22 protein-coding genes are annotated in these 23,008 nt (G+C 74.6%); 12 read left to right on the top strand and 10 right to left on the bottom strand.

Annotated elements, in window-relative coordinates:
• Positions 1–3: 3 nt before the first annotated feature.
• Both CD790_RS16375 and CD790_RS16380 read left to right on the top strand, forming a co-directional pair.
• Positions 4–2,679, top strand: coding sequence for a SpoIIE family protein phosphatase (locus CD790_RS16375; RefSeq protein ID WP_260867622.1), 2,676 nt, complete (start codon positions 4–6; stop codon positions 2,677–2,679).
• A gap of 50 nt (positions 2,680–2,729) precedes the next feature.
• On the top strand, positions 2,730–3,704 hold the full coding sequence (locus CD790_RS16380; RefSeq protein WP_260867623.1) for a serine protease: 975 nt from the start codon (positions 2,730–2,732) through the stop codon (positions 3,702–3,704).
• Here CD790_RS16380 and CD790_RS34635 read toward each other — a convergent pair.
• Positions 3,685–4,803: a terpene synthase family protein gene (locus tag CD790_RS34635; protein ID WP_186319052.1), complete on the bottom strand. Its 1,119-nt coding sequence runs from the start codon at positions 4,801–4,803 to the stop codon at positions 3,685–3,687. The genes CD790_RS16380 and CD790_RS34635 overlap by 20 nt on opposite strands.
• Before the next feature lie 221 nt (positions 4,804–5,024).
• Positions 5,025–6,536 (bottom strand): PLP-dependent aminotransferase family protein, encoded by a 1,512-nt coding sequence (locus tag CD790_RS16390; protein WP_144383964.1) that lies wholly within the window; start codon positions 6,534–6,536, stop codon positions 5,025–5,027.
• 28 nt (positions 6,537–6,564) lie between these two features.
• Between CD790_RS16390 and CD790_RS16395 the strand changes: the two genes are divergently transcribed.
• Positions 6,565–7,452 (top strand): methyltransferase domain-containing protein, encoded by an 888-nt coding sequence (locus CD790_RS16395; RefSeq protein WP_144383965.1) that lies wholly within the window; start codon positions 6,565–6,567, stop codon positions 7,450–7,452.
• A 39-nt stretch (positions 7,453–7,491) separates the two neighbouring features.
• Here CD790_RS16395 and CD790_RS16400 read toward each other — a convergent pair whose 3' ends face one another.
• From CD790_RS16400 to CD790_RS16410, 3 genes are all read right to left on the bottom strand, one after another.
• A complete protein-coding gene (locus CD790_RS16400) occupies positions 7,492–8,823 on the bottom strand; it encodes a YncE family protein (protein WP_144383966.1) in 1,332 nt (443 codons plus the stop codon).
• 264 nt (positions 8,824–9,087) lie between these two features.
• Positions 9,088–9,396 (bottom strand): AzlD domain-containing protein, encoded by a 309-nt coding sequence (locus CD790_RS16405; RefSeq protein ID WP_144383967.1) that lies wholly within the window; start codon positions 9,394–9,396, stop codon positions 9,088–9,090.
• Positions 9,393–10,061 (bottom strand): AzlC family ABC transporter permease, encoded by a 669-nt coding sequence (locus CD790_RS16410; RefSeq protein ID WP_144383968.1) that lies wholly within the window; start codon positions 10,059–10,061, stop codon positions 9,393–9,395. The genes CD790_RS16405 and CD790_RS16410 overlap by 4 nt, the downstream gene beginning before the upstream one ends.
• Positions 10,062–10,126: 65 nt before the next feature.
• Here CD790_RS16410 and CD790_RS16415 point away from each other — a divergent pair, with 65 nt between their 5' ends.
• The 3 genes from CD790_RS16415 to CD790_RS16425 all read left to right on the top strand — a co-directional run bounded on the left by CD790_RS16415 (position 10,127) and on the right by CD790_RS16425 (position 12,271).
• Positions 10,127–10,687: a helix-turn-helix domain-containing protein gene (locus CD790_RS16415; RefSeq protein ID WP_186319053.1), complete on the top strand. Its 561-nt coding sequence runs from the start codon at positions 10,127–10,129 to the stop codon at positions 10,685–10,687.
• Between the two features lie 104 nt (positions 10,688–10,791).
• Positions 10,792–11,382 carry an isochorismatase family protein gene (locus tag CD790_RS16420; RefSeq protein WP_144383970.1) on the top strand — a complete coding sequence of 197 codons (591 nt, stop codon included), beginning with the start codon at positions 10,792–10,794 and terminating at the stop codon, positions 11,380–11,382.
• A gap of 133 nt (positions 11,383–11,515) precedes the next feature.
• Positions 11,516–12,271, top strand: coding sequence for a sulfite exporter TauE/SafE family protein (locus CD790_RS16425; protein WP_144383971.1), 756 nt, complete (start codon positions 11,516–11,518; stop codon positions 12,269–12,271).
• Here CD790_RS16425 and CD790_RS16430 read toward each other — a convergent pair.
• Together CD790_RS16430 and CD790_RS16435 are read right to left on the bottom strand one after the other, a co-directional pair.
• Positions 12,255–13,487, bottom strand: coding sequence for a hypothetical protein (locus CD790_RS16430; protein WP_186319054.1), 1,233 nt, complete (start codon positions 13,485–13,487; stop codon positions 12,255–12,257). The two genes, CD790_RS16425 and CD790_RS16430, sit on opposite strands and share 17 nt — an antisense overlap.
• A gap of 158 nt (positions 13,488–13,645) precedes the next feature.
• Entirely contained in the window at positions 13,646–14,443 is a 798-nt protein-coding gene (locus CD790_RS16435) for a VOC family protein (protein ID WP_144383972.1), read from the bottom strand.
• A gap of 124 nt (positions 14,444–14,567) precedes the next feature.
• On the opposite strand from CD790_RS16435, the gene CD790_RS16440 reads away from it, so the two are divergent.
• Positions 14,568–15,488 (top strand): cobalamin-binding protein, encoded by a 921-nt coding sequence (locus CD790_RS16440; RefSeq protein ID WP_144383973.1) that lies wholly within the window; start codon positions 14,568–14,570, stop codon positions 15,486–15,488.
• Positions 15,489–15,598: 110 nt separating this feature from the next.
• Complete coding sequence (locus CD790_RS16445) at positions 15,599–16,735, top strand: PP2C family protein-serine/threonine phosphatase (protein ID WP_144383974.1); 1,137 nt, start codon at positions 15,599–15,601, stop codon at positions 16,733–16,735.
• A gap of 43 nt (positions 16,736–16,778) precedes the next feature.
• On the opposite strand, the gene CD790_RS16450 is transcribed toward CD790_RS16445, so the two are convergent.
• On the bottom strand, positions 16,779–17,105 hold the full coding sequence (locus tag CD790_RS16450) for a putative quinol monooxygenase (protein WP_144383975.1): 327 nt from the start codon (positions 17,103–17,105) through the stop codon (positions 16,779–16,781).
• 297 nt (positions 17,106–17,402) lie between these two features.
• On the opposite strand from CD790_RS16450, the gene CD790_RS16455 reads away from it, so the two are divergent.
• A complete protein-coding gene (locus tag CD790_RS16455) occupies positions 17,403–18,290 on the top strand; it encodes a sigma-70 family RNA polymerase sigma factor (protein ID WP_144383976.1) in 888 nt (295 codons plus the stop codon).
• Between the two features lie 60 nt (positions 18,291–18,350).
• Here CD790_RS16455 and CD790_RS16460 read toward each other — a convergent pair whose 3' ends face one another.
• Positions 18,351–19,112: an IclR family transcriptional regulator gene (locus CD790_RS16460; RefSeq protein WP_144383977.1), complete on the bottom strand. Its 762-nt coding sequence runs from the start codon at positions 19,110–19,112 to the stop codon at positions 18,351–18,353.
• Between the two features lie 159 nt (positions 19,113–19,271).
• Here CD790_RS16460 and CD790_RS16465 point away from each other — a divergent pair, with 159 nt between their 5' ends.
• Positions 19,272–19,745, top strand: a complete 474-nt coding sequence (locus CD790_RS16465; protein WP_144383978.1) for a VOC family protein — start codon at positions 19,272–19,274, stop codon at positions 19,743–19,745.
• 64 nt (positions 19,746–19,809) lie between these two features.
• Here CD790_RS16465 and CD790_RS16470 read toward each other — a convergent pair whose 3' ends face one another.
• Entirely contained in the window at positions 19,810–21,387 is a 1,578-nt protein-coding gene (locus CD790_RS16470; RefSeq protein WP_144383979.1) for a DHA2 family efflux MFS transporter permease subunit, read from the bottom strand.
• Positions 21,388–21,728: 341 nt separating this feature from the next.
• Between CD790_RS16470 and CD790_RS16475 the strand changes: the two genes are divergently transcribed.
• Together CD790_RS16475 and CD790_RS16480 are read left to right on the top strand one after the other, a co-directional pair.
• Positions 21,729–22,229 (top strand): hypothetical protein, encoded by a 501-nt coding sequence (locus CD790_RS16475; protein WP_144383980.1) that lies wholly within the window; start codon positions 21,729–21,731, stop codon positions 22,227–22,229.
• Positions 22,226–22,993 carry a transcriptional regulator gene (locus CD790_RS16480; RefSeq protein ID WP_144383981.1) on the top strand — a complete coding sequence of 256 codons (768 nt, stop codon included), beginning with the start codon at positions 22,226–22,228 and terminating at the stop codon, positions 22,991–22,993. The genes CD790_RS16475 and CD790_RS16480 overlap by 4 nt, the downstream gene beginning before the upstream one ends.
• Positions 22,994–23,008: the final 15 nt, after the last annotated feature.

Below are 23,008 nucleotides of genomic sequence, written 5' to 3' on the forward strand. Positions count from 1 at the left end.
GGCATGGGCCGAGACGGGCCGACCGAGCGGGTGGGAGCGCCGGTCGGCGGCGACACCGGGGGCCACGGCGGCATGGCCGCGGGCCCGCCCGGTGACCACACGCCCGAGAGCGACGAGCTGCTGACCTCCGCCGTGGCCAAGGCGGTCGAGGAGACCGGCGGCTACGCCGGCAGCGTCTTCCTCCGCTCGCACGACCGCCGCTCACTGGTGCTGGTGGCCGCCTGTGGGGCGCCGCCGTCGCTGCTGGGCGGCTGGCGGCTCATCCCGGTCAACAGCCCGATCCCCATCGCCGCCGCCTACCGCTCCGGGCGGACCGTTCACCTGGCCGACGGCGACGCCTCCGTGCGTCGCTTCCCGCAGCTCGCGGTGGCGCTGCCGTACGCCTTCGGTTCGGCGACCGTGCCGGTCCGGGCGGGGCGGGAGATCTTCGGGGCGCTGGCCGTCGTCTGGGCCGCGCCGCCCGGCACCGAGGGGCTGACCAAGACCCAGCTGAGACATCTGCGGGCCACCGCGGGCCGGCTCGGCGCCGGGCTGGACGCGCTGCGCGCCCGGGGCCACCGGGTGGAGTACGACGCGCACACGGTCGTGCTGGAGGTCCCGGCCACGGCCACCCCCTCGGTGCGGGTGGGCCTGTTCGACTGGCGGCTGGACACCGGCGCCCTGGCGGCCGACGACGAGCTGTGCGCGATCTTCGGGCTGGACCCGGCCCGGTACGACGGCCGGGCCGCCACCCTGGCCTCCCGGATCCACCCCGGCGACCTCGCCGCGTTCCGGGCCGCGGCCCGCGCCGCGGTCCAGCACGGCCGGGTGCTGGCGCGCCGGCTGCGGGTGCGCGGGGGCGACGACCGGCTGCGCACGGTCGAGCTGTGGGGACGGGTGCCCGAGGACGCCGGGGAGGCGGCGCGCTCACACCTGGTGGGTGCGGTGCTGGATCCCGGCGCGGGAAGTCGGGCCGTCGCGGCGGTCGAGCGGCTGCACGACGGGGTCGTCGCGCTCGACCCGGACGGGCGGATCACCTATGTCAACCACGGCCTGGAGCGGCTGTTGGGGATCGACGCCGCGGACGTACTGGGCCTGCGGCTGTGGGATGTGCTGCCGTGGCTGGCCGACCCCGGCTACGAGAACCGGCACCGGGCCGCGATGGTGTCCCAGCAGCCCACCTCCTTCCTCGCCCGTCGGCCACCGGACCAGTGGCTGGCCTTCGTCCTGCACCCGGCGGCCGACGGGGTGACGGCCCGGGTCGCCCCGGCCGACCGGCCCGCGCCGGCCGACGCGGCGCGGTCGGAGCCGGATTCCGACCGGGAGCGCGGGCCGGGACCGGGGCACGCCTCGATTCCGGAGGCGGAACCGGAAGCGGCGAGGGGGCCCGAGCCCGGAACGGGTCCCGAGCCCGGAGCGGGTCCCGAGCCGGGTGCCCCGACGGCGGTCGCCGTGCCGGACGACTCCGCGCCGCCCCGGCTGGGCGCCATGTACCACCTGTTGCAGCTGGGCAGCGCGCTCACCGAGGCCGTCACCGCCCGCGAGGTGTGCGCCGTCGTCGCCGAGCAGGTGCTGGCGGCCTTCGGGGGCCAACACCTGGCGATCTTCGAGGTCCACGACGGCCGCATGCGGCTGCTCTTCCGCGCCGGACCCCGCGATGACTTCCCGGGCCGGCTGGAGGGGGTGCCGCTGGATGCCCGACTGCCCGGCACGGAGACGCTGACCACCGGCACCCCGCTGTTCATCGAGTCCGAGCGGCAGCTGGCGCGGGAGTATCCGGACCTCCCGGCGGACGGGGTGCGCTCCTGGGTCTATCTCCCGCTGATCGCCTCCAGCCGGCCGGTCGGCACCTGTGTCCTCGGCTTCGACGCGGTCCACCGGTTCCGCACCGAGCAGCGCAGCGTGCTGGGCGCGCTCGGCGGGCTGATCGCCCAGGCCCTGGAGCGGGCTCGGCTGTTCGACGAGGCGCACGCCATCGCCCGCGGGCTCCAGCACGCGCTGCTGCCGCACCGGCTGCCCGCGCTGGCCGGGGTGCGCATCACGGGCCGCTATCTGCCGGGCACCACCGGGATGGACATCGGCGGCGACTGGTACGACGCGATCCCCACCGGCGGCGGGCTGGCCCTGGTCATCGGGGACGTCGAGGGCCACAGCGTCGCGGCCGCCGCCCTCATGGGCCAACTGCGCAGCGCGGTCAGGGCGTTCGCCACCGCCGGACACCGCCCCGGCGAGGTGGTGGCCGGCACCAATCGACTCATGATCGACCTCGATGCCACGCTGCTCGCCAGCTGCTGCTACCTCTGGCTCGACCCCGCGAGCGGCCGGATCCGCGCCGTCCGCGCCGGCCACTGCCCGCCGCTGCTGCGCCACCCCGACGGCAGGGCGGAGGTCCTGGATCTGCCGGGCGGGGCGGTCCTCGGTGTGGACCCGACGGCCGGCTACCCGGAGACGGAGTGGGAGCTGGCCCCCGGCTCGGTGCTGGCCCTGTACACGGACGGGCTGGTGGAGGTCCGGGACGCCGACATCGACCTGGGCGTGGACCGGCTCCGCAGCTCGCTGGCCCACGCGCGCGCCGACTCCCTGGAGGAGCTGGCCGACCGGCTGTTGCAGGAAGCCCGTCGCTCCCCCGACCGCGCGGACGACATCGCGCTGCTGGTGACCGAGTACACTCCCGACCGCGGTCCGGCCGCGGGGCTCTGACGCCCCGTCCGGTACGCCACGAACCGACGTCTTCACGGGGGATCCACACGATGCCGATGCGCCGCGCGCACCTGGCGCCCGCCCTGGGTGCCGCCCTGTCCTGTCTGCTGATGTCGCCGGCCGAGCCGGCGGCGGCCGCTCCCCGGCGACCCGCGCCGCCGTTGCCGGCCCCCTCACTCAGCGCCGTCTTCGACGCCTACTGGACCCCGGCGCGGATGCGCGCCGCCCGTCCGGTGGCGGGCGACGGCAAGCCGGCGGCGCCCATCGCGGCGCGCGCCGGGGCCCCCGGCCCGACGGCGAACAGCAGACCCTTCGGCGGCCTGCCCATGGTCGGCACCTTCTTCTGGCAGGACGCCACCGGCGCCGGCCGCTTCTGCAGCGGTTCCGTGGTCTCCTCCCCCGGCCGCAACCTGGTCATGAGCGCCGGACACTGCTTCGACGACCAGCGGGCCCGCAAGCGGCTCACCTTCGTGCCGAAGTACGACGACGGCAGGAAGCCCTACGGCGCCTTCGCGGTCAAGCCGGGCCGGGTCTACGTCGACAAGCGCTATCTCACCAAGGGCCCGAACGCGGCCGCCGATCTGGACTTCAGCTTCCTCCAGTTGGAGAAGCGCGCGGGCCGGAACGTCCAGGACGTCGTGGGCGGCTCGGAGTTGGCCGTCAACCCGGGCTACCGGCACCCCACGGTGCGGCTGATCGGCTACCCCGCCGCCAAGAAGCGCCCGCTGGACTGCACGGACAAGACCGTGCGCTACGACAGCAGGGACCCGAAGATCCCGGGCAGCTTCCTGCGCATCCACTGCGACGGCTACACCAACGGCGTCTCCGGCGGCCCCTTCCTGGTGAAGAAGGGCTCCGGCTGGCGGATCATCGGTGTCATCGGCGGCTGGAAGACCGGCGGCGACAAGGCCGACATCTCCTACAGCTCCTACTTCGACAAGGACGTCAAGGCCCTGTACGACAGCGCGGTGGCGAACAGGCCCCCGGCCCACCGCGTTCGTCGCCTCATCGCCACGGACGGCTGACGGCGGCCGATCCGGGCTCGGGCCGCCCGAGCTGGGACCAGGCGTGGTTCCAGGCGATGACGCCGCTGAGCGTGTCCCGCAGCGCGGGGACGAGCCGCTGGTGGCGCAGCCGCTCGACCGCCGGCAGCTCGGCATGCTCCAGCGCGCACAACAGCCGGTACTCGGCGGCCAGATAGTCCTCGCCGCGCCGGGTGATCCGCTCCGCCGTCCGCTGGGCCGCCTGGGGCAGGCTCAGCGCGTGCGTCCGGGCCAGCACCCGGACCAGGTTGTGCGGCCCGCCGCGGGCGGAGTCCCGGCGGACCGCGGCCAGGTCCTGGTCCCAACCCGTGATGTCCGCCGCGCAGTCGATCAGCTCCCGGTACTCGGCGCGGGCGGCCACCCGGGGCGACAGCTCGACGCCGACCGCGAGTTCGGTGAAGACGGCGAAGATCCCGGCGCGGCTGGTGTCGCGACGCAGCGCCGTGTACTCGGCCTCGTTCGGCGGCAGTCGACGGTGCCGGGAGGCGGCCTCAACGGCGAGGCCCCGCAGCACGCCGTCGAGGCCGTCCAACAGGCGGGTCAGACAGCCGCGGGGCAGGGCCGCTCCGCTCCGCCGGTGCAGATCGGCGAAGGCGCGCACCAGCGGCCCCGCGACACCGCCGCCCGACACCGCCTGCTCCGACGGCGCGTCGTCCGGCGCCGCCCGGTCCGACGCCGGGTCGTCCGGCGCCGCGCGGTTCGACCGCCGGGCGTCCGGCGTCGGCCCCTCGGGGGGTGCCGCGCCGGCGCGCGCGGTCAGCACCGCGCGGTGCACCGGATCGAGCGCCCGCGCCGCCGTCCCGTCGCGGCCGAGCCGCTCGAACCGCTCGTCGAGAGCGAGCAGCCACCACAGATGGTCACTGATCAGGTTGAGCTTCCCGGTCGGCGCCCGGGGGTACATCCGGGCGGCGGCGTGCGGGGCGCAGCCGGCCGGCCAGCCCGGCCCCGACTCGTCACCGAGCAGGCCCATCCGCGTCGCCCAGTGCCGGGTGTGGCGGCCGGCCTCCCGGGCGGCCGGGTTGACGGTGGCCGCGAACGGCAACAGGGGTCGGCGGAGCGGGGCGAGCGCGGGCGACGGCACATGCCGGCCCTGGTGGGGCGGAGCGGGCCGAAGTGGCGGGTCCTGCGAGGGCGCACGGTGCCTCGGCTGATGACGAGGGGTCATAATGCTCCCACTTTGGGACAAGAGGTGGGTTTTGCGAAGGCGCATACGGGGGCAAGGGAGGCATTCGCACCCCCGGCGCGCGCCGCCCGGCACTCCCCTTGCCGCCGTTCATCCCCCGTACGCCGGCGGTGCCGGGCTCACCGGCCCAGCTCGCGCACCAGCGCGCCGAGGGTGGCCACTCCCTCAGCGATGGCGGTCGGCGCGGTCGCCGCGTAGCCGAGCACCAGTCCCGGTCGGTCCGGGCGTTGCCAGTGCCAGGACAGCGGATGGACCTTGACCCCGCGTCCGAGCGCCGCGGCGGCGAGGTCGGTGTCCGCGAAGCCGGCGCCGGCCGCGAAGGTGACCATGAGGTGGAGGCCGGCGGCGGCGCCGTGGACGACCGCCCCCGGCAGCCGGGTCCGAACGGCCTCGATCATCGCGTCCCGGCGGCGCCGATGCCTCCGGCGCAACAGGCGCAGCTGACGCTCCAGTTCGCCCGAGTCCATCAGCCGGGCCAGCACCAACTGGGGCAGCGCGGCGTTGCCGAGGTCCGCGAGGCGCTTGGCCGCCACCAGGTCGTCCCGGTAGCGGGGCGGGGCGAGCAGCCAGCCCACCCGTAGCGCGGGCGCGAGCAGCTTGGAGGCGCTGCCCGCGTAGCAGACCCGCTCGGCGAGCATCGACCGCAGCGCGGGGGCCGGCGGGCGGTCGTAGCGGTGTTCGGCGTCGTAGTCGTCCTCGATGAGAAGCCCGCCGTCGCCGGCCCAGCGCATCAGCTGGCGCCGTCGTCCGCCGCCGAGCACCACCCCGGTGGGGAACTGGTGCGCCGGGGTGAGCAGCACCGCCGGTGCCCCGGAGGCGCGCAGCGCGTCGACGCGCACGCCCTCGGCGTCGACGGGGACGGGTGGCGTCCGCAGGCCGCAGTCGCGTACGTGCTGGCGCAGCCCCAGCGAGCCGGGGTCCTCCACCGCCACCTCGTCGACGCCGTCGGACCGGAGCACCTGGCCGAGCAGCCCGAGCGCCTGGGCGGTGCCGGCGACGATCAGCACCTCGTCCGGGTCGGCGCGGATCCCTCGGTTGCGGGCCAGCCAGTCGGCGACCGCGAGCCGCAGCTCCGGGGTCCCGCGCGGGTCGCCGTAGCCCAGTCCGGAGGCGGAGAGCCCGTCGAGGACCGCGCGTTCCGCCCGCAGCCACGCCGTGCGCGGGAAGGCGGTGAGGTCGGGCAGGCCGGGCGAGAGGTCGATCCGGGCCGGGACGGCGCGCAGCGCGTCGAAGACGTCGACGCCGGGCGTGGGGACGAACAATCCCTCGGGAACGCCCGGTTCGGCGGCTCGGCGGGGGGCCGGCCTCGGGGGTGCCGGGGCGGCGAGCGGGGCCGCGACCACGACCGTTCCGTTGCGCCCGCGCCCCACGGCGTGCCCGTCCTCGACCAGCCGCCGGTACGCCTCGGTGACCACGCCGCGCGAGATCCGGAGCTCCGCGGCGAGGACGCGGCTGGCCGGGAGCCGGCTGCCGACCGGCAGCCGACCGTCCGAGACGGCCAGCCGCAGCTGCCGGGCGAGCCAGTCGGAGAGCCCGCCCACCGGGGCCCGGGCGACGTCCAGTTGGAGGAAGTCGGAGCCGGGACCCGAGGTTATGGACCGGTCGGTAGGCCGCCCATTGGACCTGTTCATCAGGCCATTGTGGCGAAAGGGTGAGCCCATGAACACAGCGACGACCTCCCCCGCCTCCCCCACGTCTCCCGCCTCCCCCGCCTCTTCGTCGTCTCCCCCGTCCTCGACCGGCTACGTCCACGGCTACTCGGCTGACGAGTCCCGCCGGTTGGGCGACCAGGCGGACACCCTGGCGACGCTGCTGCACGCCGGCACGTCCTACGCCGCCGGCAGTCGGGTGCTGGAGGTGGGCTGCGGGGTCGGCGCGCAGACGGCGCACCTGCTGGCGGGCAGCCCCGGAGCGCTGCTGACCGCGGTCGACGTCTCCGCCGACTCCCTGGCGCTCGCCCGCGCCAGGGTGGCGGCCCAGGTCCCGGGGGCCGAGGTGGAGTGGCGGTGCGCCGATCTCCTCGCCCTGCCGTTCGCCGACGACTCCTTCGACCACCTCTTCGTCTGCTTCGTCCTGGAACACCTGCGGGACCCGCGACGGGCACTGGCGGGGCTGCGGCGGGTGCTGCGACCGGGCGGCACCCTCACCGTGGTCGAGGGCGACCACGGGTCGGCGTTCTTCCACCCCGACAGCGCCTTCGCACGCGCCACGATCGACCGGCAGATCGCGCTCCAGACCGCCGCCGGCGGGGACGCGCTGATCGGCCGGCGGCTCCAGCCGCTGCTCACCGCGGCCGGCTACGCGGAGGTGGCGGTGGAGCCGCGCACCGTCTACGCCGACGAGAGCCGGCCCGACCTGGTCGAGGGGTTCACCCGCGCCACCTTCATCGCCATGATCGAGGCGGTGCGGGAGGACGCCCTGGCCACCGGGTTGACCGACCGGGCCGCCTGGGAGCGGGGCATGGCCGATCTGCGGCGGACCGCGGAGGCCGGCGGGACCTTCCACTACACCTTCTTCAAGGGCACCGCCGTGAACCCGCCCCGCTGACCGCCGCGGCCCGGCCCGCGCGCTCCGCCGGGGCCGCGGTCAGCGGAAGATGCCGGTGTGGCCGAGCGAGTAGCGGCCCGGCTGGGGGTAGACGGCGAGGCCGTGCGGCCCGCCGCCGACCGGGATGCGGGCCAGCAGTCGACCGTCGCGCGTGTCGATGGCGTACACCTCGGAGTTGTAGCGACCGGAGAGCCAGAGCACCCTGCCGTCGGCGGACACCCCGCCCATGTCCGGGCTGCCGCCGCCGGGGATCCGCCAGCGGTCGACGAGCTCGCCGCTGGCGAAGTCCAGCACCGAGACGCTGCCCTCGCCCCGGTTGGAGATGTACATCGAGCGGGAGTCCCTGCTGACGTAGAGGCCGTGGGCGCCGTCGCCGGTGGGCAGCAGCCGGGGCTCGGTGAAGCGGTCGCCGTCCAGCACCCAGACGCCGTCCGCCACCATGTCGGCGATGTACCAGGTCCTTCCGTCCGGGGAGATCTTGACGTCCTGCGGCATCGCGCCCGACAGCGGCAGCCGCCGCTGTTCCACCACCTCCATCCGGGCGGTGTCCACCTTCAGCAGCTCGCCGGAGAACTCGCAGCTGACGATGAAGTAGCGGCCGTCGGCCGAGAAGTCGGCGTGGTTGACCCCGTAACACGACACCGGCACCGCCTTCACCACCCGCATGGTGTGCGCGTCCCGGAAGACCAGCTCCCGGTCCATGGAGGCCATGACGACCGCGTGCCTGCCGTCCGGGGTGAAGTAGAGGTTGTACGGGTCGTGGACGTCCACCGGCTCCCCCGCCCGGCCGGTCGCCGGGTCGATGGGGGTGAGGGTGTTGCCGAGGTCGTTGTTGACCCACAGCGTCTTCAGGTCCCAGGAGGGGACCACGTGCTGCGGCTGGTGCCCCACCGGGATGGTCTCGACGACCTTGAACGTCCTGGGGTCGATGACGGACACCGTGTCGGAGAGCGTGTTGGGCACGTACACCCGCTCGGGGAAGTCCCTGACCACCGGCGACAGCCGGCCCGGTCGGTCCGCCGCGTAGAGGTCCTCGGGATCCAGCGGGGGCGGCATGCCCGGCAGCAGCCGGGGGTCGCGGGCCGCCTCGGGCTCGGCCTTCGGCGCCGTGCGCGGCTGCCGCCGTTCGGCGCGCCGCTCGTCCGAGCCCCGCTCCTCGCTCCACGCGCAGCCGGGCAGCGCGGCGCAGCAGCACAGCAGCGCGGCGGCCACGGCGGTCCGCAGCGCGCGGTGGCGCCGGTGGGCTGCCGGGCGGGTGGGCCCGCGGGATTCCGAGCGGCGGGGTCGACTCGGTCGACAGGCCGTCAGACGGGCCGGTCGCGGCGGCGTGGGGCGGGCGGCGCGGTGGGGGCGGGCGGCGGCAGGGGCCATGGGGACCTCCACGAGGCGGGTTCGTCCAGGACGCGGAGGCCGGGGCGAGGGGTGCCGCCGCCGGTCGCACCACCGTTCACGCTGCCATCGCCCCGGCCGGGCCGCGCGCGCCGCGACCCGGACAGCGGAGCCGTCTACTGCGTTGGGGTGGCGCGAGCCCCGACGCACACACGCGGGTCACGCCCCGCACCACGAGGGCCCGACCCCGCGTCATCAGCCGGGTGCCGCCGGCGTCGAGTGGGTGGCCGGCGCGGCGGGCCCGGCTCAGGACACGCCGGCGAGCCGCAGCAGCCCCGTGGTCGCGGCCGCGCCGACGACGACGAGGACGAAGGAGGCCCGCCGCCACGCCAGGACGCCGCCGACGAGGACGCCGGCCGGTCGGGCCCAGCCGGCGAACCCCTGGGACTGGGTGAGGGCGGCGGTGGCGACCAGGGCGACGAGCAGCACGACGGCGCCGGTGGCCAGGGTGTCGCGCACCCGCGCGGACAGCTCCACGCGCCCGTGGAGCAGCGGACCGACCAGCCGGAAGGCGTAGGTGCCGGCGGCCAGGACGAGGATCGCGGCGAAGGTCATGACCCCCTCCGCACGGCCAGCAGCCCGGCGAGGGCGAGCAGCACGGGCAGGCCCGGAGGCAGCAGCGGGGTGGCGGCCAGGGCGACGGCGGCGCCGAGCAGCGCCGCGCGGCGGGTCCCGGCGTCCCGCAGGGCGGGCAGCACCAGGGCGATCAGCACCGCCGGATAGGCGGCGTCGAGGCCGAGGGCGTCGGTGTCGCCGACCGCCTTCCCGGCCAGCGCGCCGGCCAGCACGCAGACGTTCCAGACGGCGTACAGGCTCAGCCCGGAGAGCCAGAAGGCGGCCCGGCGGCCGGCGCGGTCGGACCGGGCGAGGGCGAAGGCGACCGTCTCGTCGGATATCAGATGCGCGCCGAACGCCCTGGTCAGCCGGTTGGCGCCGAGCACGTCGGCGACGGCGAGACCGAAGGGCACATTGCGCACGTTGAGCAGCAGCCCGGTGGCGACGGCGGCGACCGGCCCGCCGCCGGCCAGCACGATGCCGACGGCGCTGAACTGGGCGGCGCCGGCGAAGACCAGGAGCGACATGGCCACCGGCACCCAGACCGGCAGGCCGCCGGCGACCGCGAGGGCGCCGAAGGAGGCCCCGACCACACCGTCGGCCAGACACACGAGGGTGACATCGCGCAGCAGTCGGGGATCTTTTGTTCGGAGGAGCGAACGCATGTTTCATAGAATGAACAGCATGGAATGTGTTCGTCAAGGCGAACGATCGTACTTCTGGAGCGAACATGACTGAGGGCACCCGCCTACCGCTCGACCGGATCGCCTCCTCCCTGCGCCGGGAGCGCACCCGCGCCGGGCTCTCCCTCTCCGAGCTGGCCAAGCGGGCCGGGATCGCCAAGTCCACGCTGTCCCAACTGGAGTCGGCGAGCGGCAATCCGAGCGTGGAGACCCTCTGGGCGCTGAGCGTGGCGCTGGACGTCCCCTTCAGCACACTGGTCGACCCGCCGCGCCCGGCGGTGCAGATCATCCGGGCCGGGGAAGGGCCGACCGTGCCCTCCGAGCGCGCGGACTACACCGCCACCCTGCTCTCCTCCAGCCCGCCGGGCGCCCGCCGGGACATCTACCTGCTGCGCGTGGAACCCGGCTCCGCGCGGGACTCCGATCCCCATATGCCGGGCACCGTCGAGCATGTGATCGTGTCGACCGGGCGGGTGCTGGCCGGCCCCCAGGACGAGCCGGTCGAGCTCGCCGCCGGGGACTATCTGTCGTACCCCGGCGATGTGCCGCACACCTGCCGGGCACTGGAGCCCGGCACCACCTGCATCATGATCATGCAGCACGGCTGACCCGGGCCCCGGCCGGGGCCCGGGGAGGCCGCGCCCCTCGGCGCGGAGCGCGCCCCGGGCCCCAACCCACGGCGACCCAAGCCCGGTTGGCATAATCCGATCATGTGTCCAAGAACCCGAGTCCCGTTGAAGCCCTGATCATCGTCGACGTCCAGTCGGCCTTCGTCTCCGGTGACGGCGCGGTGCCCGCCGCCGCCGAACTCCTTGAGCGCGTCACCGACCTGCTCGCCCGCGCGCGGGCGAGCGGCGCGCTCGTCGTGCACCTCCAGAACGACGGCGCGGAGGGCGAGGACGACGAACTCGGCAGCCCCGGCTGGGAGCTGCACCTCCCGGTGGAGCCCGGACCGACCGAGATCGTGCTGCACAAGACCGCGGACGACGCCTTCGAGGAGACGCCGCTGGAGGACCTCCTCGACAAGGTCGGCGTGGAGTCGCTGGCCATCTGCGGCCTGTTGTCGGAGATGTGCGTCAGCGCCACCGCGCGCACGGCGCTGGACCTGGAGTACCGGGTCGTCCTGCCGCACGACGCCCACGCCACGTACGACATACCGGCGGCGCCGGACATCAGCGAGGAGGTGCCCGCCGCCGTGGCCTCGCGGGTGGCCGAATGGGCCCTCGGCGACGAGGTGGAGATCGTCCCGCGCGCCGCCCAGGTCTCCTTCACCGCGCCCCCCGGTACGCCGACTTCCGACTGACCCTTCCGTCGCCCCTTAGTGATCCCTTGGATATCTTCAAGGAAATCCGAGGATTGACTTGGGTTTTCGCCCTGGACGACGATCTTCAACGAGTCCAGGGCGGCAACCCGCCAGCGTCTTCGGAAGGTGACCCGTGGAACCACTAGAGATGGCGGCCATCGGCGCCGCCGGCATCGCCGCCGGCGGGATCAACGCGATCGTCGGCTCGGGCACCCTGATCACCTTTCCCACCCTGCTCGCGTTCGGCTACCCGCCGGTGCTGGCCAACGTCTCCAACAACATCGGCCTGGTCCCCGGCACGCTCAGCGCCGCGTACGGCTACCGCAGGGAGCTCAGGGGCCAGATCCGGCGACTGGTCCGCTTCGGCACCGGATCGCTCCTCGGCGGCCTCATCGGCGCGCTCCTCCTGCTGAAGCTGCCCGCCGAGACCTTCGACGCGGTGGTGCCCGTGCTGATCCTGGCCGCCTGTGCCCTGGTCCTGCTCCAGCCACGGCTCAACCGTTGGCTGAAGGAACGTCAGGGGCGACGGCGCGAGGACGGCGGCGTGCCCATGTGGCTGGGCGTGTTCGGCACCGGAATCTACGGCGGCTACTTCGGCGCCGCCCAAGGGGTCCTGCTCATGGGGCTCTTCGGCAGCTTCCTCCAGGACGACCTCCAGCGGCTGAACGCTGCCAAGAACGTCCTGGCCTCCATCGTCAACGGCGTCGCCGCGGTGGTCTTCATCGCCGTCGCCGAGGTCGACTGGGCCGCCGCCGGACTGATCGCCGGCGGCTCCACGGTCGGCGGGCTGCTCGGTGCCCGCGTCGGCCGACGACTCCCCCCGAGCGCCCTGCGCGGCGTCATCATCGCCGTCGGCGTCACCGCGGCCACCGTCATGATCGCCCGCTGACCTCCGGCCCATGGCCCGCGGCCCCGACCCCGGCCCGAACACCCGAGCGGACCGCGCCCGCGGCCGGGTTCCGGGCCGCGCCACGGGCGGCGGCGCAGACCGGGCGGGTGCGGGCGGCGTAGGAACGGGCGCCCAGCAGCAGGCCGATGCCCAGCCCGCCGAAGGCCAGGCCGCCGAACTCGACCATCCACAGCACACCCGAGGCCGAGGTGAACGGCGGCTTCGGGTCCGGCCCGGACAGCAGGCCGACCGCGCACAGCGGGGCATAGCCGATGAGGAAGACCCCGTACACCGACAGGCCGGCGCCGACCAGCCGGGCCGGGACCAGGGGCAGCATCCGCGGCACCCGCCGACCGGCGAGGAACAGCGTCCAGCGCGGGAACACCTGCCCCCACCGGTACACCAGCCCCAGCATCAGGAAGACCCCGAGCAGCCCGGCCAGCACGGTCACGTCCACGCCCACCGAGGCCAGCGCCCGCGACGGCCCGGAGGCCCCCCGCTCCACCTCGCGCCGCCATCCCTCCGAAGTGACGCCGAGGGCGTCGCCGCCCAGCGTCCAGACCGTCTTGACCAGCGCCCACGGCAGCAGCCCGGACACCGCGAGCCAGACCGCCCGCCGGGTCCGCGGTGAGGCCGTCGAGGGGGCCGGATGGACGAGCGGACCGTCCGCGCCGCCCGGGTGGGCCACTCCGCAGCGCGGACACCGCCCGCGCCACCGGCGCAGGTGAGCCAGGCCGACGAGCGCCAGCAGACAGCTGCCCGCCGTGTTCAGCAGCAGCTGCGCCAGCCCGGTGGCGCTCTCCACGCCCGAGCCCGACAGCAGGGACACCGTGTGCATCGGCAGCCCCAGGGCCCCCCACCCGAACACCGGGAGCAGCACGACCACCGCCACCGTCACCGCCCGGTGGCGCGCGGGCCCGCCCGCCGTGCGCACGCCGGCCAGTGAGACCGCGGCGGCCAGCAGGGCCGCCCCGGCCGACAGCAGCTGCGCCTCCGGCGCGTAGGAGACGCGCCCCGTCCAGGGCACCGTGGTGCCCGTCGCCGCCCACGCCACCTCGACGACCGCGTGGAGCAGGCCCCATGCGGCGGTGGCGTACGGCGCCCACCGCGGCCAGCGGCCCCACCACGGGGAGCGGGTCGGCGCGTGCGGCGACGGAGTGGGGCCGACCCCGTCCGGTGTGGGGGAGCGCGGGTGAGCGGGCGGCGGGACGGCCATGATGCCTCCGGGTGCGTTGGGGCGACCTCCCCAGCCTGCGGCTCGCCCGCCGCGGGCACATCAGCCGTGCGACGCGACCGCCTCCACCGCGCGGGGGAGGCGGTCGACCGTCGTCCCTCCGAAGTCCTCGTCCCGCGGGCGCCGTTCGCCGGCGGGGGTCAGGGGATCTCGCTCATCGCGGGCATCTCGCCCCGCGTCGTCCCGACGTCGATCACGGCGAAGGCCGCGCCCTGGGAGTCGGACAGCGCGGCGAAGCGGCCGAAGGGCGTGTCCATGGGCCCGAAGTGGAGCTGTCCGCCGTGCTCGGTGGCCTTCGCCACCGCCGCGTCGCAGTCCGGAACGGCGAAGTAGACCTGGATGTACGCGGGGACCTCGGACGGGAAGTCCTCCCCCATCGCCATCCGCCCCAACACCGGGTCGCCGCCGAGGGTGAAGACCCGGAAGTCCATGGCGTCGTCCTCCATCCGCTTCGCGCCGTAGGGGAAGACCGCGGGGAAGAACGCGTCGGCCTTCGCGGGCTCTCGGGTGAAGACCTCGGCCCAGCAGTAGGCGCCCGGCTCGCCGCGCTTCTCGAACCCCTCGTGGCGGCCCGCCTGCCAGACCCCGAAGGTGGTGCCGCTGGGCTCCCGAGCCAGCAGCATCGATCCCAGGTCGCCGACTCGCATGGGCTCCATCAGCACCTGGCCGCCGTTGTCCTGGATCTTCCGCGCGGTGTCGGCGACGTCCGGCGACGCGAAGTACAGACACCAGGCGGACGGCGTCTCCTGGCCGGGCATCGGCGGGACGACGGCCGCCACCGCCCGGCCCTCCGCGTACGCCTGGGTGTAGTTCCCGAACTCGGCCGCGCTCTCGCCGAACGTCCAGCCCAACACGTCCGCGTAGAAGCTCTTCGCCGCCTCCACATCGGTGAACATCGCGTCCACCCAGCACGGCATGCCCTCCGCCGGCGCGGCCATGGCCCCACTCCCTCCGGCTCCGGAACCCGGTTCCCCCTGCCACGCTAACCAGTGATCCGCCGCCGCGCGCGCGGAGCCGCCCGCCGCGCGCCGGCGGCGGCGCGCCCACGTCTAGGCTCGGGGTATGCGCATCGTCTCGCTGCTCCCCGCGGCCACCGACATCGTGGCCGAGCTCGGGCTGATCCGAGACCTGGTGGGGCGTACCCACGAGTGCGACTGGCCGCCCGACGGCGTCGCCGGGGTGCCGGTGGTCACGGCCTCCGGGCTCGCCTCCGACACCATGAGCAGCCGGGAGATCTCGGAGGCCGTGGGCGGCGCCACCCACCGCGGCTCCTCGCTGTACACCCTCGACACCGAGGCGCTCGCGACCCTCGCCCCGGACGTGGTCCTCACCCAGGACCTCTGCGACGTCTGCGCGGTGTCGTACGACGCGGTGTCGCGGGCGGTACGGGTGCTGCACGGCCCCACCCGTGTGCTGAGCCTGGAGCCGCACACCCTGGACGAGGTGCTCGACTGCCTGGTCCGGGTCGGCGGCGAGCTGGGCGTGGCGGAGCGGGCGGAGCGGCGGCGCGCGGCGCTGCGGGAGCGGCTGACCGCCGTGGAGCGGGCCACCGCCGGACGACCCCGGCCCCGGGTCGCCGCCCTCGAGTGGCTGGACCCGCTGTGGCCCGCGGGTCACTGGGTGCCGGAGCAGGTCCGATGCGCCGGCGGGGAGCCGCTGCTCGCACAGGCGGGCGACCACACCAGGCCGGTGGAGTGGGAGGCGGTCCGTGCGGCCCGGCCCGAGGTGGTCGTGCTGATGCCCTGCGGCTTCAGCCCGCGCCGCACCGAGGAGGAGTGGGAGCTGCTGACCCGGCTGCCCGGCTGGGCGGAGCTGCCCGCGGTGCGCGCCGGCGAGGTGTGGGTGGTGGACGGGCCGGCCTACTTCAACCGGCCGGGGCCGCGCGTGGTGCGCGGCGCGGAGGTGCTCGCGCACGTCCTGCACGGCGTGGCTCCGGCGGAGCCCGTCAGCCCGGCGGAGGCGCGCCGGCTGGTCGCCGGCTGACCCCGCCCCGTCGACGTCCTCGTGGGTCACGGCGCCCGCCCCCGGCCGTCCTCCGGGTGACCGCGGAGGCGGAGCGGGCGCCCCCGGCCGGGGTGGTGTATTCAGGAGACATGCACCTTCGGCCACGCCAGCGGGAGCACCGATGGCCAGGGCAGCGGAGTCTCGCGCTGCTGGCGGTCCCGCTCGGGCTGATCGTGGTGGTCACGGTGGTCGACATCCTGGCTCCGCCCGAGGTGCACCTCGGGCCGTTCCTGGTCGCCGCGCCCGCCGTCACCGCGTCCTTCGCCGGGCCGTGGATGACCGGCTTCGTCGGCGCGGTCGCCGTCCTGGCCCAGGCGGTGGTGGCCATGGTGCGGACCAGCCTGACCGACCTGAACCACTCCTTTCAGATCACCGCGTTGATCCTGATCTCGATCTTCGTCACCTACTTCGCGCAGCGGCGGGTGCGGCACGAGCAGGAGCTGACCCGGCTGCGCTCGGTGGCGGAGGCGACACAGGCGGTGCTGCTGCGTCCATTGCCGGAACAGATCGGTCCGCTGCGGATCGCCTCCGTCTATCTGGCCGCCGAGGCCGAGGCGCAGATCGGTGGCGATCTGTACGCGGCGGCGCGCACCGCCCGCGGCACCCGACTGATGATCGGCGACGTGCGGGGCAAGGGGCTCAAGGCCATCGGGGACGCCGCGCTCGTGCTGGGCGCCTTCCGGGCCGCCGCCCACCGGCAGGCGGAACTGCCGGTGCTGGTGGCCTATCTGGAGGGAACCGTCTCCTCGGACCTGGACGACCCCAGCGCGCCGCACGACGAGAGCGAGGACGACGGGGAGTCCTTCATCACCGCGGCCCTGCTGGACGTCCCCGACGAGGAGTCGGTGCTGCACGTGATCAACTGTGGTCACCCCCCTCCCCTGCTGCTGCGCGACGGCGCGGTCACCCCGCTGCAGACCCACCGGCCCGCGCCGCCGCTGGGCCTCACCGAGTTCGCCGCGGCGGACTTCACCGTGGAGACGTTCCCCTTCCGGGTGGGCGACGTGGTGCTGCTCTACACGGACGGCGTCATCGAGTCCCGAAACGCCGACGGCGTCTTCTACCCGCTGGACGGGCGCGTGGCCAGCTGGCCGGGCGGCGATCCGCAGACGCTGCTGCGCCGGCTGTGCGCGGATCTCCTGGACCACGCCGGCGGGGTGCTGGGCGACGACGCCGCGATGGTCGCCGTCCAGCGCCTTCCGGCCGCGGCCCCCGGCAGCGGTTGAAGCGCCCTGCCGGGGCGCCGGGACACCCTGACCGCGGCCGCGCTCAGCCGCGCGGAGTGAGCTCGGCCATCTCCGACCAGCCCTGGCCCGGCACCTCGGTGCTCACGATCCGCGGCTTGACGGCGATGGCGCCCGCCAGGGTCTCCATCGCCGCCTTGAAGTGGTCCGACTCCACGTGCGCCCGGCCGGCCTCGCCGTCCGCGAAACCCTCGACCAGCACGTACTCGTGCGGGTCGTCGACGCTCCGGGACCACTCGTAGAACAGGTTGCCCGGCTCGGCGCGGGTCGCCTGGGTGAAGTCGTCGACCAGCGACAGCCACTCCTCGCTGTACTCGGGACGGACGGTGAACTTCACGACGATGAAGATCATGGCACTGCTCCTGTGCTGGAACCACGGTGGACACCGGCCGGTGGCGTGCCCCCGGCCGGTGTCCACCGTGCCCGCTCCGCCCACGGGCCGCGGAGTCGCAACGCGGGCGCTTCCGACCCTGCCGGAAAGACCCGCCGTCCGGACGCCGGGCTCGGGCGCCGTCGGCCCGGCCGGTCCGGACGGCTGACGTCCTGTCCGGCTGCGGGTCCAGTCGTACCGGGAGCCGGACTCCCGTTCGGATCGGCTAGGTTCGTGCCGCTACGGCTGTGATCCCGCGGGCGGAAGGAAAGTGACACGGTGGACGAGCGCGAATGGCTCGCGGAGCGGTTCGAGGAGCACCGGCCACGGCTGCGGGCGGTGGCCTACCGCATGCTCGGATCCCTCAGCGAGGCCGAAGACGCCGTCCAGGACGCCTGGCTGCGCGCCAGTCGCGCCGACACCGACGAGGTGGAGAACCTCGCCGGGTGGCTGACGACGGTGGTGGCCCGGGTGTGTCTCAACATGCTGCGCAGCCGTCAGTCCCGGCGCGAGGATCCCCTGGAGCCGACCCACGAGCCCGGCGCGGACGGCGGCCGCGAGGAGGGCGTCGACCCCGAGCGGGAGGCGTTGCTGGCCGACTCGGTCGGCGTGGCGCTGCTGGTGGTCCTCGACACGCTCTCGCCGGCCGAGCGGCTCGCCTTCGTGCTGCACGACATGTTCGCCGTGCCGTTCGACGAGATCGGCCCGATGCTGGAGCGCTCGCCGGCGGCCGCCCGGCAGTTGGCCAGCCGCGCCCGACGCCGGGTCAAAGGGGCCGCCCCGGCGCCCGACGCCGACCTGACGCTGCGCCGGCGGGTGGTCGACGCCTTCCTGGCCGCGACCCGCGGCGGCGACTTCGAGGCGCTGGTCTCGCTGCTCCACCCCGATGTGGTGCTCCGGGCCGACCCGTCGGTCGTTCCCACCCCGGAGCCCCTCGTCATCCTCGGCGCGCACACCGTGGCCAAGGGGGCGATGGCCGCCACGGGTCGGGCCCGGTTCACCGGACTCGCGCTGCTCGACGGCGCCGTGGGACTCGCCATGGCGCCGCGCGGCCGACTCGCCCTCGTGCTCGGCTTCACGATCACGGACGGTCAGATCACCCAGATCGACGTCATCGCGGACCGGGAGCGCCTCCGCGAGATCGAGATCGCCGTTCTCGACGGCTGACGTGCGGTCGGCCCGCGCTCCGGCGCGGGCCTTCGCCCACCGTGGGCGCGCCCCGCAGCCTCAGTGGACGTCCCGGGCCGCGCGGGTCAGCGCCTGGACCAGGCGCGCGTGGTGACGCTGGTACGCGCGGGCGGGAAGGGAGACCGAGAGGGCCCGTGCCTGGCCGGGGAGTCCCGGGGCGGGGAGCGGCACGGCGAGACAGGCGTAGCCGGGGTCGGACTCGGCCACCGACACGGCGACTCCGCCGCGCCGGACCCGGCGCAGCTCGGCCTCGAAGCGGTCGCGGCCGGTGATGGTGTGCTCGGTGAGCCGCGGCAGCCCGTGCTCGGTGAGATAGCGCTGACGCACGGCGCGCGGCAGCGCCGCGAGGAGCGCCTTGCCGTGGGCGGTGGCGTGGGCGCGGGACTCCGGGCCGACGACGAAGGGCGTGGGGCGGTCGGCGTGCGCGGCGGTGCTGTCCACGATGGCGATCCCGCCGTCCCGGAAGGTGCTGAAGTACGCCTGCGCCCCGGTCGCGTCCCGCAGTCGGAGCAACACCTCACGCGTGTCCCGGCCCAGGTGCAGCTGGCGCTGGAAGTCCTGGTGAAGGGTGGGGATGCGGTGACCGAGCGCGTAGCCGGCCGAGGTGCGCACCACCAGGCCACGGGCGGTGAGCGGGCCGAGGAGGTGGTACACGGTCGACAGCGCGCAGCCGGCGCGCCGGGCGAGCGCCTTGGCGCTGACCGGGTCCGGCGCCTGGGCGATCACGTCCAGCAGCTCCAGGGCACGGTCGACCGACTGCGGACCCGCGCTGGGCGACGCGGGAGTGGCGTCGGGGGTGATGAGGGGCTCCTTCCGGGGGCTCCGTCCGGCGGACGTGGCGGCACCAGCACATCACATCGCGATGAGTTCCGGCGGCCGGACCGGTCTGGGCAGACAGCCGTCCGATCCCGACGATCCGCGATCCGCGAGCCGCGATCCGCACGAGCACGGAGGACCGTCATGCAGAAGATCACGCCATGTCTGTGGTTCGACACCCAGGCCGAGGAGGCGGTGGCCCACTACACGTCCATCTTCCCCGACTCCCGGGTGGTGGACGTGCAGCGGTTCGGCGAGGCCGGGCCGCGGGAGGCGGGGATGGTCATGCTGATCGTCTTCGAGCTGGCCGGGCAGGAGTTCCAGGCGCTGAACGGCGGCCCGGAGTTCACGTTCAACGAGGCCCTCTCGCTCTCCGTGGACTGCGCGTCCCAGGAGGAGGTGGACGAGTTGTGGGCCCGGCTCACCGAGGGCGGCGAGCCGGGCCCCTGTGGCTGGCTGAAGGACAGGTTCGGGGTGTCCTGGCAGATCGTCCCGAGCAGGCTGACGGAGCTGATGAGCGACCCGGACGCGGCGAAGGTGGCCCGGGTGACCAGGGCGATGCTGGGCATGGGGAAGATCGACATCAAGGCGGCGGAGGACGCCTACGAGGGGCGCTGACGACGGCGCGGGCCCCGGACCGAAGGTCCGGGGCCCGCTCGGGGAGGACGTGCCCTCCCCGAGGTCAGGCGTGGTGCGCCGGCACCCGCTCCTCGTCGCCGGCCCGCGCTCCGGCCCCGGGCTCCTCGGCGTTCGGGTCCTCGGCCTGAGCGCCCTGGGTCTGAGCACCCTGGGTCTGAGCGCTCCGGTCGGCCTGGTCGGCCTCGGCGCCCTGCTCCTGGGGCTGGACCGCGGCGGGGCGGCGCAGCGGGAGCCGGAGGGCGGGGAGGGCCGCGGCGAGCATCAGGGCCACCGCCCAGAAGTAGGTGTCGGCGAAGGGCTCGGCGTGGGTGGGGGCGGTGCTGCCACCGTCGCCGTTGACCGAGAGGAGCACCGAGAAGAACGCCATCCCGATCGAGGCCCCCATCTGGGAGGTGATCTGGAGGGTGGTGGAGGCCGAGGGGGCCTGCTCGCCGGTCAGGCCGCGGGTGGCGGCGGCCATGGTGGGCATGATGGTCATCCCGACGCCGACGCCCATGACGAAGAGCGCCAGCCCGATCCGCCAGTACGGGGTGGTGTCGGTCAACTGCCCGGCGAAGAGCGCCATGCCGAACGCCGCCAGGACGATGCCCGAGGTGATGAGCTTGCGCGGGGAGACCCGGTCCGAGAGCCGGCCGGTGAACTGCATGGTGATGCCGGCGGCGAGCGCCAGCGGGGCGCCCAGCAGACCGGAGGCGGTGACGCTCTCGCCCCGGACGACCTGGAAGTACATCGGGAGCAGCAGCATGCTGCCGAAGTAGCCGACGACGAACAGGGCCATGGTGGCGGCGCCGGCGGCGAAGGCCCGGCGGCGGTAGAGCCGCAGGTCGATCAGCGGGTGGGCGGAGGTGCGGGCCCGGAGCACGAAGCCCACCATCAGCGCGACGCCCAGGATGGCCGGAAGCAGCACGTCGAGCGAGGAGAAGTCACGGCGCTCGGCGCCGGTGGACAGACCGTAGAGGGATCCGGCCAGACCCGGGGAGAGCATCAGCAGACCGGGCACGTCGAGCCGCTGGCCGGGGGCGCCGGCCGAGCGCGGGAAGACGCGGGCGGCCAGGGCGAGCGCGAGGAGGCCGATGGGCACGTTGATGGTGAACATCCAGCGCCAGGAGAAGGAGTCCACCAGCCAGCCGCCCAACACCGGCCCGGCCAGCGGCCCGATGAGGATCGGGATGCCCAGGATGCTCATGATGCGGCCCATGGTCTCCGGGGTGCCGGCCCGCATCATGATCGTCATGCCGGTCGGCATGATCATGCCGCCGCCCAGCCCCTGGAGCACCCGGAAGGCCACCAGTGACTCGGTCGACCAGGCCAGTCCGGCGGCCAACGAACCGCTGACGAAGAGCACCAGCGCCGTCATGTAGACGCGCTTGGTGCCGAAGCGCCGGATCGCCCATGCCGTCACGGGGATCACCGAGGCGAGGGCCAGCGAGTAACCGGAGGCCACCCACTGGATCGTGGCGAGCGAGGCGTCGAAGTGCTCGGCCAGCGGGTGCATGGCGACGTTCACCACGGTCACGTCGAGCACCGACATGATCGAGCCGAGGATGACCACGGTGGCGAGCGCGGCGAGCTTCGGCGAAGACGTCGGTGTGTCGCTGGAGCGTTTCCCTATCGGGGACATGACGGGACCTCGGCTTCGTAGTGGTGGCGGAGCGGCGGTCCGGTGCGTCCGCCGTGTGCCAAGAGGCTCCAACATGAACCAAGGTTCAAGTCAAGCGGATGATCTGGCCGCGGGCCCGGCGATGGCCGAAATCACGAGAGGTATGTCCCGGTGCGGCGAGGTTGCAACCGACCTGTATAGCCGATTTCAGGACAGCTCATCGCATGTTCCACAGGAAATTGCCAAAAGCTCTCACACGTCATGGCACGTTGCGTAACCTCTTCGTCACCCGCTCGGCCGCCCGCGCGAGCGTGCGATGAACCCCCGTATGAGCGTGTGACCCAGTGAGGGAAGGAAGCCGCGTGCCCGGGATCGACGAGTGCCTGCTGGAAGCCATGGCTCTGCCGGGAGCGCGCGGCGCCGCGGTGATCGACTGGGTCAGCGGCCTCTCCCTCGGCGTGATCGGCCACTGCCCCAACGGCGACCACGAGGCCAGCGCCGCGGAGAGCGCCGAACTGGCCCGTATGGCGGCCGAGTCCACCACCTACGCGCTCGAGGACGCGGCCGGGACCGGCTCCGGTTCCCACTCCGGTTCCCACTCCGGGGACCCGACCGCGGCCCGTACCGGGACGGGCGCCGCGAGCGGTGCCGGGGCCGGCGCCGGGGCCGGCGGCGCGGCCCGGGGGCTTCCCGTCGAGGACATCATCGTCACCACCCGCGACGGCTACCACTTATCGTGCTTCGTGCGGACCACGTTCGACAGCAGTGTCTTCCTGTCCCTGTGGCTGGACCGCGCCGAGGGCAACCTCGCCCTCGCCCGCATCCGGCTGCGTCAGCTGGCCGAACGGCTGGTGCTGTCATGACCGCCTCGGCCCTGACCACGCTCACGGATCTGGCGGCCGAACGGGCCACCGGCGCCCTGCTCGCCGACTCGGGCGTCGTCTACCTCGTCGACGGCGAGGTGGTGCACGCCGAGAGCCCCGCCGCCCCCGGCATCGACGTGCTGCTCACCCACGGCGGCCGACTCCCCGCCGAGAGCTGGCAGGAGGCCGTCGACCGCGCGGGGCCGCAGCGGCGGGTCGGCAGCTTCCTGGTGTCCAGCGGCCGGGTGGCCGGCGGCGAGTTGGAGATCTGCCACCTCAGCGCGCTGTTCGACGCCGCCTACTTCGCCCTCTCCCCCGACGGCGGTCCGGTCCGCTTCCGTTCCGGGGCCGTCCACTGGCTCGGCCCGGTGCGCCCCGTGGGCGTGGCCGCCGTGGAGCGGGAGATACGGCGTCGCAGAGCACTGCTGGACCGGCTGTGGCCGCGCCCGGAGGCCGACACCGCGCCCGTGGTGCCCTGCGACACCGACGTCCGGGCGGCCGCCGTCACCCGCCGCCAGCGCGCCGTGCTCTCGCTCGCCGACGGCGTCCGCACCGCCACGGCCATCGCCTGGCTGCTCGGCCGGCCGGCCTTCCACACCCTGGTCGACGTACGCCGGTTGGCCGCCGCCGGCCTGGTCCGCACGCCCCCCGTGGCGCCCGTCCGCGCCGCGTCCCCCGCACCCCCTTGGGCGGCGTTCCCCTCCGCCGACCCGGACATCGCCCTGCTTCGCCGGCTCCGTGACGCTTTGGAGGCACAGCTGTGAGTTCCCGGTCCGCCC

The sequence above is a fragment of the Streptomyces sp. SAJ15 genome, from assembly GCF_007595705.1.
In the GTDB taxonomy this organism is placed as follows: domain Bacteria; phylum Actinomycetota; class Actinomycetes; order Streptomycetales; family Streptomycetaceae; genus Streptomyces.

Bases quoted from the DNA above. Each gene is read 5' to 3' on its own strand.
- CD790_RS16375 (WP_260867622.1), top strand. From the start codon at position 4: ATGGGCCGAGACGGGCCGACCGAGCGGGTGGGAGCGCCGGTCGGCGGC.
- CD790_RS16380 (WP_260867623.1), top strand. From the start codon at position 2,730: ATGCCGATGCGCCGCGCGCACCTGGCGCCCGCCCTGGGTGCCGCCCTG.
- CD790_RS16390 (WP_144383964.1), bottom strand. From the start codon at position 6,536: ATGAACAGGTCCAATGGGCGGCCTACCGACCGGTCCATAACCTCGGGT.
- CD790_RS16395 (WP_144383965.1), top strand. From the start codon at position 6,565: ATGAACACAGCGACGACCTCCCCCGCCTCCCCCACGTCTCCCGCCTCC.
- CD790_RS16400 (WP_144383966.1), bottom strand. From the start codon at position 8,823: ATGGCCCCTGCCGCCGCCCGCCCCCACCGCGCCGCCCGCCCCACGCCG.
- CD790_RS16405 (WP_144383967.1), bottom strand. From the start codon at position 9,396: ATGACCTTCGCCGCGATCCTCGTCCTGGCCGCCGGCACCTACGCCTTC.
- CD790_RS16410 (WP_144383968.1), bottom strand. From the start codon at position 10,061: ATGCGTTCGCTCCTCCGAACAAAAGATCCCCGACTGCTGCGCGATGTC.
- CD790_RS16415 (WP_186319053.1), top strand. From the start codon at position 10,127: ATGACTGAGGGCACCCGCCTACCGCTCGACCGGATCGCCTCCTCCCTG.
- CD790_RS16430 (WP_186319054.1), bottom strand. From the start codon at position 13,487: ATGGCCGTCCCGCCGCCCGCTCACCCGCGCTCCCCCACACCGGACGGG.
- CD790_RS16435 (WP_144383972.1), bottom strand. From the start codon at position 14,443: ATGGCCGCGCCGGCGGAGGGCATGCCGTGCTGGGTGGACGCGATGTTC.
- CD790_RS16440 (WP_144383973.1), top strand. From the start codon at position 14,568: ATGCGCATCGTCTCGCTGCTCCCCGCGGCCACCGACATCGTGGCCGAG.
- CD790_RS16445 (WP_144383974.1), top strand. From the start codon at position 15,599: ATGCACCTTCGGCCACGCCAGCGGGAGCACCGATGGCCAGGGCAGCGG.
- CD790_RS16450 (WP_144383975.1), bottom strand. From the start codon at position 17,105: ATGATCTTCATCGTCGTGAAGTTCACCGTCCGTCCCGAGTACAGCGAG.
- CD790_RS16465 (WP_144383978.1), top strand. From the start codon at position 19,272: ATGCAGAAGATCACGCCATGTCTGTGGTTCGACACCCAGGCCGAGGAG.
- CD790_RS16470 (WP_144383979.1), bottom strand. From the start codon at position 21,387: ATGTCCCCGATAGGGAAACGCTCCAGCGACACACCGACGTCTTCGCCG.
- CD790_RS16480 (WP_144383981.1), top strand. From the start codon at position 22,226: ATGACCGCCTCGGCCCTGACCACGCTCACGGATCTGGCGGCCGAACGG.